The 15313-nt window shown below is 65.1% G+C and carries 13 protein-coding genes; 8 read left to right on the top strand and 5 right to left on the bottom strand.

What is annotated here, in order from left to right; translation table 11 throughout:
• Positions 1 to 22: 22 nt before the first annotated feature.
• A complete protein-coding gene (locus AC3WOB_RS17895) occupies positions 23 to 1231 on the top strand; it encodes a metal-dependent hydrolase family protein (RefSeq protein WP_013390914.1) in 1209 nt (402 codons plus the stop codon).
• A 106-nt stretch (positions 1232 to 1337) separates the two neighbouring features.
• On the opposite strand, the gene AC3WOB_RS17890 is transcribed toward AC3WOB_RS17895, so the two are convergent.
• A complete protein-coding gene (locus AC3WOB_RS17890; protein WP_013390913.1) occupies positions 1338 to 2810 on the bottom strand; it encodes a YdgA family protein in 1473 nt (490 codons plus the stop codon).
• Positions 2811 to 3113: 303 nt separating this feature from the next.
• Here AC3WOB_RS17890 and AC3WOB_RS17885 point away from each other — a divergent pair, with 303 nt between their 5' ends.
• The 4 genes from AC3WOB_RS17885 (at position 3114) to AC3WOB_RS17870 (ending at position 7726) form a co-directional block, all read left to right on the top strand.
• Positions 3114 to 4634, top strand: coding sequence for a DEAD/DEAH box helicase (locus tag AC3WOB_RS17885; RefSeq protein ID WP_492275760.1), 1521 nt, complete (start codon positions 3114 to 3116; stop codon positions 4632 to 4634).
• 33 nt (positions 4635 to 4667) lie between these two features.
• Positions 4668 to 5297: a LysE family translocator gene (locus AC3WOB_RS17880; RefSeq protein WP_492275759.1), complete on the top strand. Its 630-nt coding sequence runs from the start codon at positions 4668 to 4670 to the stop codon at positions 5295 to 5297.
• Between the two features lie 110 nt (positions 5298 to 5407).
• Positions 5408 to 7015: a peptide chain release factor 3 gene (locus AC3WOB_RS17875; RefSeq protein WP_013390910.1), complete on the top strand. Its 1608-nt coding sequence runs from the start codon at positions 5408 to 5410 to the stop codon at positions 7013 to 7015.
• A 24-nt stretch (positions 7016 to 7039) separates the two neighbouring features.
• Positions 7040 to 7726: a hypothetical protein gene (locus AC3WOB_RS17870; protein ID WP_193353239.1), complete on the top strand. Its 687-nt coding sequence runs from the start codon at positions 7040 to 7042 to the stop codon at positions 7724 to 7726.
• An 80-nt stretch (positions 7727 to 7806) separates the two neighbouring features.
• On the opposite strand, the gene bfr is transcribed toward AC3WOB_RS17870, so the two are convergent.
• Positions 7807 to 8283, bottom strand: coding sequence for a bacterioferritin (bfr, locus tag AC3WOB_RS17865; RefSeq protein ID WP_013390908.1), 477 nt, complete (start codon positions 8281 to 8283; stop codon positions 7807 to 7809).
• Between the two features lie 366 nt (positions 8284 to 8649).
• Positions 8650 to 9564 carry a DMT family transporter gene (locus AC3WOB_RS17860; RefSeq protein WP_013390907.1) on the bottom strand — a complete coding sequence of 305 codons (915 nt, stop codon included), beginning with the start codon at positions 9562 to 9564 and terminating at the stop codon, positions 8650 to 8652.
• A gap of 130 nt (positions 9565 to 9694) precedes the next feature.
• Between AC3WOB_RS17860 and AC3WOB_RS17855 the strand changes: the two genes are divergently transcribed.
• The gene (locus AC3WOB_RS17855; protein ID WP_013390906.1) at positions 9695 to 10552 is read left to right on the top strand and encodes a LysR substrate-binding domain-containing protein; all 858 of its coding nucleotides are present in this window, start codon (positions 9695 to 9697) and stop codon (positions 10550 to 10552) included.
• A 30-nt stretch (positions 10553 to 10582) separates the two neighbouring features.
• On the opposite strand, the gene AC3WOB_RS17850 is transcribed toward AC3WOB_RS17855, so the two are convergent.
• Together AC3WOB_RS17850 and rpoN are read right to left on the bottom strand one after the other, a co-directional pair.
• Complete coding sequence (locus tag AC3WOB_RS17850) at positions 10583 to 10864, bottom strand: (2Fe-2S)-binding protein (protein ID WP_013390905.1); 282 nt, start codon at positions 10862 to 10864, stop codon at positions 10583 to 10585.
• A gap of 133 nt (positions 10865 to 10997) precedes the next feature.
• Positions 10998 to 12425 carry an RNA polymerase factor sigma-54 gene (gene rpoN / locus AC3WOB_RS17845; RefSeq protein WP_492275758.1) on the bottom strand — a complete coding sequence of 476 codons (1428 nt, stop codon included), beginning with the start codon at positions 12423 to 12425 and terminating at the stop codon, positions 10998 to 11000.
• Positions 12426 to 12441: 16 nt separating this feature from the next.
• Between rpoN and AC3WOB_RS17840 the strand changes: the two genes are divergently transcribed.
• Positions 12442 to 13071: a hypothetical protein gene (locus AC3WOB_RS17840; RefSeq protein WP_013390903.1), complete on the top strand. Its 630-nt coding sequence runs from the start codon at positions 12442 to 12444 to the stop codon at positions 13069 to 13071.
• 519 nt (positions 13072 to 13590) lie between these two features.
• Complete coding sequence (gene leuA / locus AC3WOB_RS17835; RefSeq protein WP_013390902.1) at positions 13591 to 15303, top strand: 2-isopropylmalate synthase; 1713 nt, start codon at positions 13591 to 13593, stop codon at positions 15301 to 15303.
• The last annotated feature ends 10 nt before the right edge of the window (positions 15304 to 15313 follow it).

The following is a 15313-nucleotide window of genomic DNA, read 5'->3' as shown; positions in this document are numbered from 1 at the left end:
CAGGCGCAACCCGGAGCGAGACATGACGGCGACACGACAGACCCTGTTCATAGGTGGCCAGGTTTTCGACGGCAAGGGCAAGCTGCTGCCCAATCACGGCGTGCTGGTCGAAGGCCGGCACGTGGCGCGCGTGGCGCCGGCCGGCGAATTCTCCGGCTACGCCGGCGCGACCGTGCGCACCGACGGCATGACCCTGATGCCCAGCCTGGCCGACTGTCACGTCCACCTGGTCTACACCGGCGGCGCCGACCCCAACGCACAACTGAGCAAGCAGGGCCCGGCGCAGATCACGCTGACGGCGCTGGAGAACGCCCAGGCCAGCCTGCGCGGCGGCGTCACCGCGCTGCGCGATTGCGGCGGCAAGGACTATCTGGAATTCGGCGTGCGCGACGCCATCGCGCGCGGCGTGTTCCCGGGCCCCACGATCAAGGCCTCGGGCCGCATCATCTGCATGACGGGCGGCCACGGCAACCGCATCGGCCGCGTCGCCGACGGCTGCGAGGATGTCGTCAAGGCCGTGCGCGAACAGGTTCATGCCGGCTGCGACTTGGTCAAGATCATGGCCACCGGCGGCGTCATGACGCCGGGCGTCAGCCCCATGGACGCGCACTACAGCTTCGACGAAATGAAGGCCGGCGTGCACGAGGCCAAGCGCTTCCGCAAGAGCACCGCCAGCCATGCGCAAGGCACGCTGGGCATCCTGAATGCCGTGCGCGCCGGCATCGATTCGATCGAGCACGGCATCTTCATGGATGACGAGTGCCTGCGCGAGATGCTGGACGCCCAGACCTATCTGGTGCCGACCATTGCCGCGGTCCGCAACATCGTCGCCAACGCCGACAACGGCATCCCCGCCTACGCGGTCGAGAAAGCACGGGCGGTGGAACAGCGCCATCGCGAGTCGTTCCAGATGTACTACAAGGCGGGCGGGCGCATCGCGTTGGGCACGGATGCCGGCACGCCGTTCAACCTGCACGGCGAGAACGCCATGGAGCTCGCCTACATGGTGGAGTTCGGCATGACGCCCATGGATGCGTTGATCGCTGGCACCTCGCGCGGCCATGACCTGATGGGCATGGACCAGCACGGCGCCATCGCTGACGGCAACGTGGCCGATCTGCTGCTGGTGCAGGGCGACCCTACCGAAGACATCATGAAGGCGGCCGACAAACGCTTCCATGTGGCCGTGCTGCGCAACGGCGAGGTGGCGGCGGGCGCCTTGCCGCTCTGAACCGCGACGGGCCTGCCGCGCGAGCCCGAAGCCGGCAATGAAAAAGGCCGCCGCGCCCAGGGCGCGGCGGCCTTCGATGCTAGCGGATGAGCTTGATGCGTCCGGCTTAGCGGGCGCCGCCCATCGCGCCGCTCATGACCATCATCAGGAACTGCTCAACCGGCATCTTCTTGCCGTTGAAGTCGACCTGGCCGTCGGCGTAGTTCAGGTAGGTCACGATGTTGTTGTTTTCAACCTTGGCCATGCCCATGGCGGTAGCCATGGTGCCGACCATTTCAGCCTGGCCCTTGGCGGTCTGCTGAGCCTGCTCGGCCGGCACGCCGCGCACCTGGGGTTCGATGGCCATCAGGTCGCTCAGGTTGCCCTTGGACAGCACCAGCTTGGCGTTGAGCTTGCGGATCGCCTGCTTCAGCGTGTCGGCAAACTCGCCGTCCAGCGATGCCGGCTTGGCCATGTCCAGGTCCAGGTTGAAGGTCGACGTGCCGTTGGCGGTACGCACTTCCAGCGGCGACACAGCCAGCGTCGGGTTGCCGGCCAGCAGCAAGTCGACGTTGGTCTTGACGACCTGCATTTCTTCGTCCGTGAACTGGGGCGACTGCTCTTCGCCCTTGCTCTGCATCATGCGGCGCGAAGCGGCTTCATAAACGTCGTTCAGCGCCTTGAAGGCCTTCGAATCCAGCTTCTGCGCGTCCAGCACCAGCTTCACGCCGGCCATGTCCTTTTCCTGCACGTTGATCATGCCGAAATCCATGGCCATCTTCACGCCCATGAGCGAGTTGGCTTCGGTCATGTCGACGGTGATGGCGGTGTCCTTGAGCTGGACCGGCGGCTTTTCCTTGGACGTGATGGTCCAGTTCTTGAGCGCGACCTTCTGGCTGCCCACGTACATGTCGTTCGAGGCCGGCGTCATGTCGCTGGTCAGGGTCAGGCCGGTCATGGCCATGCTGACGATGTCGCTTTCTTCGGACTCGCCTGCCAGCGTCAGGCTGTCGGCCTTCAGCGCGACCGTGCCGTGCTTGCTGCCGGTGGCGTAGGTCACGTCGCCCTTCATGCCCGAGAACTTCAGGCTGTTGGCGTCCTTGGCGAACTCGACGGGAGCCATGTCGAAGTTGCCGGTGATGTTCTTGGCATAGCTGACGCTATAGGCGCCGGACAGCGGCACCGCGCCCTTGGCGGCGGCGAACCATTCCTTGACCAGGGGCGTCTCTTCGAGCTGGAAGCGGCTGGCAACCATAGCCGGCGCGAACGAACCGGACTTCAGGTTCGACAGCGGGAAAGGACCATGATCCAGGTGCTCGACGAACACGATTTCGTGTTCGATGGCCGGCTTGCCATCGGCGGCGGGCTCGGTGACCTTCACGCGATAGCGCTCGGTGGACGTGAACACGCCGCGCTCGAACGAAACCAGCTCAACTACGGGGGTCACACCCCATTTTTCGCCGACCTTCTTCAGTTCAAGGTTGGCCTGCTCGATCGATTGCTTGACGAAAGCCTCGGCCTTCTGGCCCGTATACCAAGCCGTGCCGGTCCACACTGCGCCCAGCGCGACGACTACGCCCACTATTGCCGATTTTTTCATTGCGATCCTTTATTCTTCAAATGGATGAAAGCGGACGGATTATAGGGATTGCAGCCTAGGGAAAACACTTATTTAGTGCAAAGGCGCTGCAATGTGTTGCTTATTGATACAGAACCGTCCCGGCCAGCAGGTGCTGCAACGCCACATCAGCTACAATCCGCCAGTGCGTTTTGCCAATCTGCGCACGTCCGCTAGGCCCTTCGCTGCCAAGCTTCGCCCATCAGGGCGCTTCCCTTTCTCCTTTATTCGTCCGCCTGGATTGGAGTCTCTCAACTTGAGCGACGGGCTGCCGCTGGAGTTGTTTTGACTACCTCTACCCCTTTTGCCGACCTCGGGCTGGCTGATTCCCTGTTGCGCGCCATTGCCGAAACCGGCTACACCGCACCCACGCCCATTCAAGCCCAGGCCATTCCCCAGGTTCTCAAGGGTGGCGACCTGCTCGCCGCCGCCCAGACCGGCACCGGCAAGACCGCCGGCTTCACGCTGCCCATCCTGCACCTGCTGATGCAGAAAAAGCCCGAGCTGCGCAAGCCCGGCCGCCCGCGCTGCCTGATCCTGACCCCGACGCGTGAATTGACCGCGCAGGTCGAAGAATCGGTGCAGACCTACGGCAAGTACACCCCGCTGAACTCCATGGTGATGTTCGGCGGCGTCAATATCAATCCCCAGATCTCCGCGCTGCGCAAGCCGCTGGACATCCTGGTGGCCACCCCCGGCCGCCTGCTGGACCACTGCGGCCAGAAGACCGTGGACCTGTCCGGCGTCGAGATCCTGGTGCTGGATGAAGCCGACCGCATGCTGGACATGGGCTTCATCCGCGACATCCGCAAGATCCTCGCGCTGCTGCCCAAGCAACGTCAGAACCTGCTGTTCTCGGCCACCTTCTCCGACGAGATCCGCACCCTGGCGCGCGGCGTGCTGAACAACCCGGGCGAAGTCTCGGTCACCCCGCGCAACACCGCCACCGAGCTGGTCACCCAGACGGTGCACATGGTGGAACAGCACCACAAGCGCGACCTCATCAGCCACATCATCCGCGAAAGCGGCTGGCACCAGGTGCTGGTGTTCACCCGCACCAAGCACGGCGCCAACCGCCTGGCCGAAAAGCTGGTCAAGGACGGCCTGACCGCCGCCGCCATCCACGGCAACAAGAGCCAATCGGCCCGCACCCGCGCGCTGGCCGGCTTCAAGGACAGCACCGTGACGGTGCTGGTGGCGACCGACATCGCCGCCCGCGGCCTGGACATCGACCAGCTGCCCCAGGTGGTCAACTTCGAACTGCCCAATGTGCCTGAAGACTACGTGCACCGCATCGGCCGCACCGGCCGCGCTGGCGCCACCGGCGCCGCGGTCTCGCTGGTCGACAACAGCGAAATCAAGCTGCTGAAGGACATCGAGCGCCTGATCAAGAAGACCATCGAGCGCAAGCCCGTGGAAGGCTGGACCCCGCCCGCCACCAGCGCCGCGGCTTTCGACCGCCAGGAACGCGATGAAGACAACCGCAGTCCGCGCGGCGGCGGCGGCCGCAATGGCGGCCGTGGCGGCAACGGCAATGGCGGCCGCTCGCGTCCGGCACAAGGCCAGGGCCAGCCGCGCGCCGCGGCAGGCGGCCGCGCTCCCGCTCCGGCCCGCGCTGGCGGTGAAGGCCGCGCCAGCCACGGCTCGCGCGACGGCAAGCCTGCCGACCGTCCGGCCCACGCCGGCCGCAACGAGGGCCGCCCGCAGCAGAACCATCGCCGTCCGGAAGGCTCCGGCCGCCCCGCAGGCAACGGCGGCTCCGGACGCCCCTCGGGCGCGCCGCGCGCTGCGCTGCTGAGCAAGTAATATCACCGCAACCGCCACCCACGGACCCGCGCCATGCCCTTATCTACCTGGTTGACGTTCTTCCTGGCCTCCTGGGCCATTTCGTTCTCGCCTGGCGCGGGAGCGATCTCGGCGATGTCCTCCGGCCTGAAATACGGCTTCGCGCGCGGCTACTGGAACACGGCCGGCCTGATCATGGGCATCCTGTTCCAGTTCGTGGTGGTGGCGGTAGGCCTGGGCGCCGTGCTGGCCACGTCCGAAATGGCCTTCAACGTAGTCAAGTACCTGGGCGTGGCCTACCTGATCTATCTGGGCGTGCGCCAGATCCGCACGGATGCCGCGCCGGTCACGGTGGACTCCGGCGACCCCAAGGCCGCCACGATCCGTGAACTGGTGCTGCGCGGCTTCCTGATCAACACCATGAACCCCAAGGGCACGGTGTTCCTGCTGGCCGTGGTGCCGCAGTTCGTGGATACCGCGCTGCCGCTGACGCAGCAATATGCAGCGATCGCCGCCACGCTGGCCTTCACCGACCTGGTGGCCATGGGCGTGTACACGCTGCTGGCGGCGCGCGTGCTGCGCCTGCTTCGCAGCGCCAAGCACATCCGCTGGATGAACCGGACCTTCGGCTCGCTGTTCATCCTGGCTGGCGTATTCCTGGCGTCGTTCCGCCGCCATTCCTGAATCCCATGCGCGGGGCATGCGCCGGCGACGGCGCATGCCCCGCGCGTTTTCATGCCCGATACCGGACCGCGCCGGGCCCAAAAGCGGCGCCAAGTAAAATCCTTCCGATCATGAACATCCCTCACGAAGTAGCGCGGCGCCGTACGTTCGCCATCATTTCCCACCCCGACGCGGGCAAGACGACACTGACCGAAAAGCTGTTGCTGTTCGCAGGCGCGATCCAGATCGCCGGCAGCGTCAAGGCGCGCAAGGCTTCGCGCCATGCCTCGTCCGACTGGATGGAAATCGAAAAGCAGCGCGGCATTTCCGTGGCGTCCTCGGTGATGCAGATGGAATACCGCGATTGCGTCATCAACCTGCTCGACACCCCGGGCCACGCGGACTTCTCCGAAGACACGTACCGGGTGCTGACGGCAGTGGACGCGGCCCTCATGGTGATCGACGCCGCCAACGGCGTCGAACCGCAGACCATCCGCCTGCTGCAGGTCTGCCGCGCGCGCAACACGCCCATCATCACGTTCATCAACAAGATGGACCGCGAAGTGCGCGAGCCGCTCGAACTGCTGTCCGAAATCGAAGGCCACCTGGGCATGGACGCCGTGCCGTTCTCGTGGCCGGTCGGCATGGGCAAGGCCTTCGGCGGGGTGTTCGACATCCGCCAGGACCGCATGCGCGTGTTCCGCCCCGGGCAGGAGCGCCGCTCGGACAAGGACGACTTCATCGAAGGCTTGAGCAATCCCGAAATCGCCCGCCGTTTCGGCTCGGCTTTCGAGCAGGCCAGCGGCGAGATCGAACTCATCAATGAAGCCGCTCCTGCCTTCGACCGCGAGCAGTTCCTGGCCGGCAAGCAGACGCCGGTGTTCTTCGGCTCCGCCATCAACAACTTCGGCGTGCAGGAAGTGCTGGACGCGCTGGTCGAACAGGCGCCGCCTCCGGGTCCGCGCGTCTCCATGCAGCGCCTGGTGCAGCCCGTGGAACCCAAGTTCACCGGCGTGGTGTTCAAGGTGCAGGCCAACATGGATCCGGCGCACCGCGACCGCGTCGCGTTCGTGCGCGTCAGCTCCGGCCGCTTCGAGCGCGGTATGCGCCTGAAAGTCGCGCGCACCAACAAGGAAATGCGCCCCAACAACGTGGTGTCGTTCCTGTCGCAGCGGCGCGAGTTGCTGGACGAGGCCTATGCCGGCGACGTCATCGGCATTCCCAACCACGGCGTGCTGCAACTGGGCGACGTGCTGACCGAAGGCGAGACGCTGCAGTTCACCGGCCTGCCGTTCTTCGCCCCCGAGCTGTTCCAGGCCGTGGAAGTGAAGGATCCGCTGCGCACCAAGCAGCTGCGCACCGGCCTCACCCAATTGGGCGAGGAAGGCGCCATTCAGGTGTTCCGTCCCGAGGCTGCCGGCGGCTCCCTGCTGCTGGGCGCGGTCGGCCAGCTGCAGTTCGAAGTGGTCGCCCATCGCCTGAAGACCGAGTACGGCGTGGACGCCCGGATGCTGCCGTCCCGCTACACAATGGCACGTTGGATTACGTCTGAAAACCCCAAGGCGCTGCGCAAGTTCATGGATGCCAATGCCGCCCATATCGCCTATGATGTTGTGGATGCGGCGGCGTTTTTGATCGGTTCTCCCGCGCAGTTGCGCGTGGCCGAGGAACTGTATCCCGATGTGAAATTCCATGCCATGCGGGAGCACGGCGGCAAGGTTTTCGGAGACAAAGCGTAGACCCGTTCGGGTTCCGCACGGCAGATGAGGGTAGCAATGTCTTGGCGTTTTTTATTCGCAACGCTCCTGATCGCGCTTGGCGCGTCGGCCTGGGGCGGAATTCAACTGGGTGATTGGCTGGTGGCGCATGCGCCGGTGGCCGCGCCTGCTCCTGGCCAGGATGCCTCGGCATCCCAGCAGCCCGTACTGGACGCCAATGGCCGTCCTTATGTGGCCCAGCCCCCGCAACCGCGCATCGACGGCACCTTGGGCGTGCCCGACAAGCCGTCCGACCGCGAATGGCAGGTCAACACCGTCTCGCTGTTCGATAGCGTCAGCGATCCCGCGGTGAAGATCTCGCGCGACCGCATCAGCCCGGACCAGGCCCGCGAGATCGCGGCGGCCTCGCACGTGCCGCTGCCTTCGGGCGCCTCGGACGTCAGCACGCTGGACCTGCAAGCGCCGGGCACCTCCACGGCCATCAACGGCGGCCAGGTCCAGGCTGGCGGCTATGGCACCCCGCAGATGGTGCAGGCGCCTCCGCCGCCCCCGAACACCGCGCAAGCGCCCGGCGCCCTGGGCTGGCAGGACGCGCTCAAGCGCGAGCTCGCGCAATGCGCCACGCAAGGTTTCTTCGAGCGCCCCTCGTGCTCCTGGGCCGCGCGCAACAAGTACTGCGGTCCCAACCGCGCCTGGGGCACCATGGCCGAGTGTCCGGCCCGTCCGCAGTAAATAACTGGGCCTGCGATGCAGGCCCGGCAGTACCAAAGAAAATGGCGCCCCGCGGGGCGCCATTTTTCATGACCGGAACATTACTCCGGCACGGACATCTGGCTTTGCAGGTAGTTCTGGATGCCGACCTTGTCGATCAGGTCGATCTGCGTTTCCAGGTAGTCGATGTGCTCTTCGGTATCGTCCAGGATGTCCTGGAACAGATCGCGCGAAACATAGTCGCGGACCGATTCGCAATGCGCGATCGCTTCCTTCACGGTCGCCTGGGCGCCTTGCTCCAGCTTCAGGTCACAGGCCAGCAATTCCGGCACGTCTTCGCCGATCAGCAGCTTGTGCAGGTCTTGCAGGTTGGGCAGGCCGTCCAGCATGAAGATGCGCGCGATCAGACGATCCGCATGCTTCATTTCGCCGATGGATTCTTCGTACTCGTGCTTGCCCAGCTTATCGAAGCCCCAATGGTTCAGCATGCGGGCATGCAGGAAATACTGGTTGATGGCCGTCAGTTCATTGGTCAGTTGCTTGTTCAGAAACTGGATGACGGTTTTGTCGCCTTTCATGATGGACTCCTTGCAGTCAGGCGCGACGCAGATGCATCGCGACAAAGGAGCGCACGATGCCGCGCGTACGCAACCCCGGCAGACTACCACCAGGCGCGGGGCCGCGCCTAGCCTTGCGCTGCATTTGGTAAACCGCTTTAGGAGCGCTACAAGAAAGCGACAAGCTAATGAGAATGAGTATGCGTGCGTGATGCCTTGCATGCCTGCATCAACACCCGCGCGGCCTGACGACGCGCCGCGCACCGGAATTCGCCGACGACGCCGCGCAATCACATGCGGCTACGCGCCCTCGGGCTGCACGAAACACGCCGGCAAGCGGCCGGCGTCGATTCGTTGCGGATCGGCAACCCCGGCCACGGTTGCACGCTAATCGGCGCGCCGCGTGGCCAGCCAGATGCCGAATGCGATGGGGACGATACCCAGCAGGTCCAGCCACGACACGTGCTCGCCCAGCACCAGCCATCCGAACAGCAGCCCGAGCGGGGGCATCAGGAAGTGCAGCGCGCTGGCCGCCGTGGCGCTTGCGCGCCCCAGGATCATGAACCATAGGTAGTAGCCGCCCATCGACACGGCGACGATCATGTAGGCCATGCTCCAGAACAGGCTCGCCGTCATGTGCGCATCGCCGATACTCTCGTACGTCAATGCAAAGGGCAGCATGACCATCGCGCCGGCCAGCGACTGTATGCCTGTTGAGGTCCACAGGCCCGAGGACGGCTTCAGGCGCTTGTAGAGCAGCGTGCCCGCGACCAGCGCCAGCAGGCCTCCCGTGACCAGCAGCGTGCCATGCAGATCCTCCTGCATGCCCGTCAGCCGCGAGCGCAGCACCAGCGCCACGCCCGCCAATCCCAGGCACAGCCCGAGCAGCTTGCGCCATCCCAGGCGTTCGCCCAGCACGGGCCCGGCCAGCACGCCGATGAGCAGCGGGTTGGTACTGATCAGCACCGCAGTGAACGCGGACGACACGGTCGTCATGCCCGACCAGCTCAGGCCCAGGTACAGGGCATTGTTCAGCGCTCCCAGCAGGATCAGCGCAATCAAGTCGCGGCGCGCCGGCATTTTCCAGCCGCCGCTGGCCGCCGCAAGTCCGAGCATCAAGGCCCCCGCAATCAGGAAGCGGATAGTCAGCAAGGTCAGCGGCGGGCAGTCCCGCACCGCGATCTTGGCCGCAGCGAACGCCGAACTCCACAGAAAGCAGAACGCCGCGATGGGCGCCCAACTGATGCCTGGCGAGGCTTGGACTGGCAGGGCGGCGGCAGACAGAGTCGAGGAGACCTTCATGATGAATCCGAAAGTGGGGCGGCCAAGCCGCGGATGCAGCGGATGTAGGGATTCTGCGCGGGCCCCCATCCATTGACAAACTCTTTATTCGGATCGAAAGTATTTAAAAAATGAATGCTTGGAGGCGCCGATGCCAGACCTCGACCTTTTGCACAGCTTCGTCTCCGTCGTGGATGCGGGCGGCTTCACGGCTGCGGGCGAACGCGTGCATCGCAGCCAGTCCACCGTCAGCCAGCAAATCCGCAAGCTGGAAGAAACCTTGGAATGCGCCCTGTTCATCCGCGAGGGCCGTCAGGTCTCGCTGACCGAGGACGGCGAACGCCTGCTGGGTTATGCGCGACGGATGCTGGCCCTGTCGACCGAAGTCCGGGAAGCGGTCAGCGGGCGCAAGCGCGTGGACGTAATCCGGCTAGGCATCCCGGACGATTTCGCGGCCGACACGCTGACCATCCTGGTATCGGAGTTTGCACGGACCCGCCCCGGCGTGCGGCTATCGGTCCGCTGCGACCTGACCTCCGCGCTCACCCGCGCACTGGAACGGGGCGACCTGGACGTGGCGCTGCTCAAGCGCGAGCCCGGCGCGGGCCCCGCGTTGGCCGCCTGGCCCGAGCAACTGCATTGGATCGGCGCCCCAGGGGTGGAGGTTCCGCTGGCTGAGCCCGTGCCGCTGGTCGCATTTCCGCAGGGCTGCATCTACCGCAACCGCGCCATCCACGCCCTGGAAGCGGCCGGCCGCCACTGGCGCATCGCCTACGAAAGCCCGAACCTGATGGGCTTGCAGGCGGCATTGACGGGAGGATTGGGCGTGGCGCTGCTGGAGCGGCGCTGCCTCCTGCCGGACCACCAGATTATCGACGCGGAACTGCCCCCGGTGCCGCCGACCGAACTGGCGCTATGCCTGGCCGACACGGTACGCGAGCCCGCGCGCCAACTGGCGATGGCTATCCGGGAATTTTGCGGGAAAGAAGCAACGCGGCCCGCTGCATGACGGCAGCGAGCCGGAAAGAGACGACTGCCCTCAGGCGATGGCGACCAGGGGAATCGGGAAGCTGCTGTTGGCAGCAGGCGCGCCCGATTCGACCAGGGCGGCCGGAGGATTGACCGGAACGGCGATGGAGCGCACGTCGCACACGCTGGAGCAGCGGCCGCCCGGCAGGTATTCGGCGGCGGTGGCCGCACAGCAGCCGCAGCACGTGGCCACGCCCAGCTCGAATTGCAGGTCGGAAAGCGTCGTCGCACCCCCGTCCACGCTGGCGCGGACTTGGCGTTCGGTGATGGCATTACATACGCAAATGTACATGAGAATAATTATCGAAAATTATTCCGCTACTGGCAAGTCCCGCGCGCAAATAAATTTGCAACCAAAGTGTCACGCAAGTCTTTGAAATCAGGGACGAATTTCCGCAAGTCCGTCCCTGATTACTCAAGTACGATCAGCGGGCGGCCGCCTGCGCCTTGCGCAACGCCGCCGGGGCAATCCGCAGCGCTTCTCGATACTTTGCCACCGTCCTTCGGGCGATGACTATCCCCTGATCGGCCAGCTTTTGCATGATCTGGCTGTCGGACAAAGGCTTGGCCCGGTTCTCATCGGCCACCATCTGGCGGATGAAGGTCTGCACCGCCGTGGCCGAGGTGGCATCCCCGCCGTCCGTCGACACGCCCGTGCCGAAGAAGCGCTTGAGCTCCAATGTGCCAAACGGAGTGAGCATGTACTTCTGCGTTGTGGCCCGTGAAATAGTGGATTCGTGCAAGCCCAGTTCGCCGGCGATGTCCTTCAGGATGAGCGGCCGCATGGCGGCAGGTCCTTGGCTGAAGAAAGCCGTCTGGTGTTGCACGATGGCCTGGGCCACCCGCAGGATGGTGTCAAAGCGCTGCTCCACGTTGCGGATCATCCAGCGGGCCTGCTGCAACTGCGAGTGCAGCCCCGCATGCGCGGACTCCTTCTGGTTGCCCAACATCTGGGCGTACAACCCATTGATCTGCAGCTTGGGCACGGCGGCGCTGTTGAGGGTGACCTGCCAGCCGCCACGGGCCTTGCGCACGATGACGTCGGGCACGGCGTAGTCGGCCGCGGGCACGGTCCAGGCGCGCCCCGGACGCGGCTCCAGCCGCAGGATCAGGGAATGCGCCGAACGGAACGTGGCGTCGTCGCAGCCCACCGCCGCGCACAGGCGCGCAGCGTTGCCTGTCGCCAGCAGCGCGAGGTGTTGCGCGCAGATCTGCCGCGCACAGGCCAGCACCGCGGCATCCGCCGCTTCGGGCAATTGGCCCAGATCGGGGTTGCGCAGCTGCAACAACAGGCATTCGGCCATGTCGCGGGCGCCAATGCCGGGCGGGTCGAACGATTGCAGCAGCGACAGGGCCGCCTTCAGCTCGTCGATGTCCGGCTCCAGCTCGGCCGGCAACCAGCCCAGGATTTCTTCCAGCGGCGATCCCAGGTAGCCGTTCTCGTCCAGCTCGTCGATCAGCAGGCCCGCCAACGCGACGTCACGCGGCGCAGCGCGCGTCAGCATCAGTTGGCCCAGCAGGTGCTCGCGCAGCGTGTCCGGCCTTGCGGCCTCGGGCCGGCTGGAATCTTCGTCGGGGTAGACCCCGCCCGAGCCCGGCATTTCGTCCACCGGGGTCTCGCGTTCGGCGGCGGGTTCGTCGTCCTGCACGGAGGACTCGCGGTCGGACTCCGCCGGCGTCTCGGCCGACGGCGCTTCGTCCTGCCGCTCCAGCAGCGGGTTCTCCGCAAGCACTTGCGAGATCTCGGCTTCGAGATCGAGCGTGGACAGCTGCAACAATCGGATCGATTGCTGCAGTTGTGGCGTCAGCGTCAAATGCTGACCAGGTCGCAGTTCTAAAATTGGACGGGTCATAGGTACAATATTTTGCATGATGAATCTGACTTCGCCCGCAAGCGTCCGCCAGGACTGCCGCCTCATTGGCCAGACCCTGCTCAAACTGGCGCTTCCCCGCCTCATCGTGCGCGCGATCGTCATCGCCGTCGCCGTGGTTATCTGGTATCTGGCCGCCAACTGGATACTGAATTTCGGCCGCACCATGAACTACGAGTTCCTGCACTCCCTGGGGCAACCGACCATGGACATGGTGCAGAAGGTCAACCCCTACATCTGGTGGGCGGTGGCCGGCATCTGGACCCTGATCGTGTTCTTCACGCTGCGCGCCTGGCTGTCCGCCAGCCTGGCCTCCGGCAGCGCCACTCCCGTCGAAACCAGCGTGCTGGCCGACCTGGCGCCCAACCTGTCCGAGGAATCCCTGGGCGTGCTGCGCTGGACCTGGGGCGACCGCCAGGAGCCCTTCACGGTGGGCGACCTGCGCCGCTCCCTGTCTGAAATCCGCCACAACCGCGCCAGCAAGATCGCGATGGTCGCGGAGCAGGCCCGCGTCCTTGAATCGTCCGACCGCAAGCCGCGCGACCCGCGCGACGAAGTCCGCCACGAAGCGCGCAGTGAAGGACGCAGCGACCGCTACGTGGAACCGCGCATCGGCCCGGCCCGGTAAGCCCCCCCCTCACCATTGCCATAGCAGGCCGCCGACAGGCGGCCTGTTTGTTTCAGTCCCTCGCCGGCCAGGCAACGCTGTAACGCGACCCGGCCTTCCCCTATCCAACCCCATTTTTGCCGAATATTCTTCAGCAAAATACGCTGTCTCAAGCCCGCAACCCGCCTCGATACAAAAGCACATTCAGTTGCGCTGGCGAAGAAAATATGTTTGACTAGCAACCTATGGCCGCTCACCGCACCCCCTTCGCGATTGCCACCGGACGCTACGACGCTCCGGTTGCCGGCCTGCGCGCCCGTTTCTCCTCCTACGCGCTATCGCTATACCTACCGATCGGTTGCCGGGCCTAGTGTCCCCGTGGTAGCTCGGCAACCACGCTTGCCACACGCGATTTCCCCCTTTTATCTCTGAATCCTGCCGGTCAATCACGGCAAATCCTGGCACAAGACCGCCATCCGGTCGCGTAGCCGCCCAGGGAAGCATTCCCGGGATTCAAAAGAAACCGATCGAGGTGTAGTAATGATGCTTGCCAACCCCGCCACCAAATACGTCCCCTTCGCGCCCTTTACCCGCGACTTTTCCGAACGCACCTGGCCCAGCCGCCGCATCACCAAGGCGCCGATCTGGATGAGCACGGACTTGCGCGACGGCAACCAGGCGCTGATCGAACCAATGAGCGTGGAGCGCAAGGTCCGCTTCTTTGAACAGCTGGTGAAGATCGGCTTCAAGGAAATCGAAGTGGGCTTCCCGTCCGCCTCGCAGACCGACTTCGATTTCGTGCGCAAGCTCATCGACGAGAAGCGTATCCCGGACGATGTCACCATCATCGTGCTGACGCAGTCGCGCGAAGACCTGATCAGCCGCACGGTGGAATCCGCCGCCGGCGCCAAGCAAGCCATCGTCCACCTGTACAACGCCTGCGCACCGGCGTTCCGCAAGGTCGTGTTCAACATGAGCAAGGACGAGATCAAGAACATCGCCACCACCGGCACGCGCCTGGTGAAGCAGTACATGGCGCAGCACCCGGAAACGCAATGGCGCTACCAGTACTCGCCCGAAGTCTTCAGCACCACCGAACCCGAATTCGCGCTGGAAGTCTCCAACGCCGTGGCTGACGTATGGCAGCCCACGCCCGATTGCAAGATGGTGCTGAACCTGCCCGCCACCATCGAGGCCACCAGCCCCAATCTGTACGCCGACCAGATCGAATGGATGCACAAGAACCTGGCGCGCCGCGACAGCATCGTGCTCAGCGTGCACCCGCACAATGACCGCGGCACCGCCGTGGCCGCCGCCGAATTCGCCGTAATGGCCGGCGCCGACCGCATCGAAGGCTGCCTCTTCGGCAGCGGCGAGCGCACCGGCAACGTCGACCTCGTCACCTTGGCCTTGAACCTCTACACGCAAGGCGTGCACCCGGGCCTGGACTTCTCGGACATCGACGAAGTGCGCCGCTGCGCCGAATACTGCAACCAATTGCCGGTCCACCCGCGCCATCCGTACGCGGGCGACTTGGTCTTCACCGCATTCTCGGGCTCGCACCAGGACGCCATCAAGAAGGGTTTCGCGCAGCAGCAAGCCGACGCCGTCTGGGAAGTGCCGTACCTGCCGATCGACCCGGCCGACCTCGGCCGCAGCTACGACGCCGTCATCCGCGTGAATAGCCAATCGGGCAAGGGCGGCGTGTCCTACCTGCTCGAACAGGAACATGGCCTGGTGTTGCCGCGCCGCCTTCAGATCGAATTCAGCCGCGCCATCCAGCGCGTCACCGACGAGACCGGCCGCGAAGTCACGGCTGACGACGTGCACACGATCTTCAACCGCGAATACCTCGAACAGAAATCGCCGTGGAAGCTGGTACGCCACCGCATCGACGGCAATCCGTCGGCCGGCGAAGGCCAGCATTTCAGCATCGAAGCCGAACTCGAATACAACGGCGAGCGCCGCATCGTGACGGGCAAGGGCGATGGCGCCATCTCGGCCTTCGTGGCCGCGCTGGACGTGCCCGTGCGCATCATGGACTACCACGAGCACGCCATCGGCACCGGCACCGACACGCGCGCCGCTTCCTATGTGGAATTGCGCGTCGGCGAATCCAGCACCGGCTTCGGCGTGGGCATCGACCGCGACATCGTGACGGCCTCGTTCCAGGCCGTGCTGAGCGCCGTCAACCGCCATATCAATGCGGGCGCCGTGGCGGCAACCGAACAAGAAACGGCCGAAACGGCGTGATCCGCAACCC

The sequence above is a fragment of the Achromobacter sp. FW305-C-30-7 genome, assembly GCF_058783105.1.
Note: the sequence above shows the minus strand (reverse complement) of the source record. Positions and strands in the feature narration are given on the sequence as shown.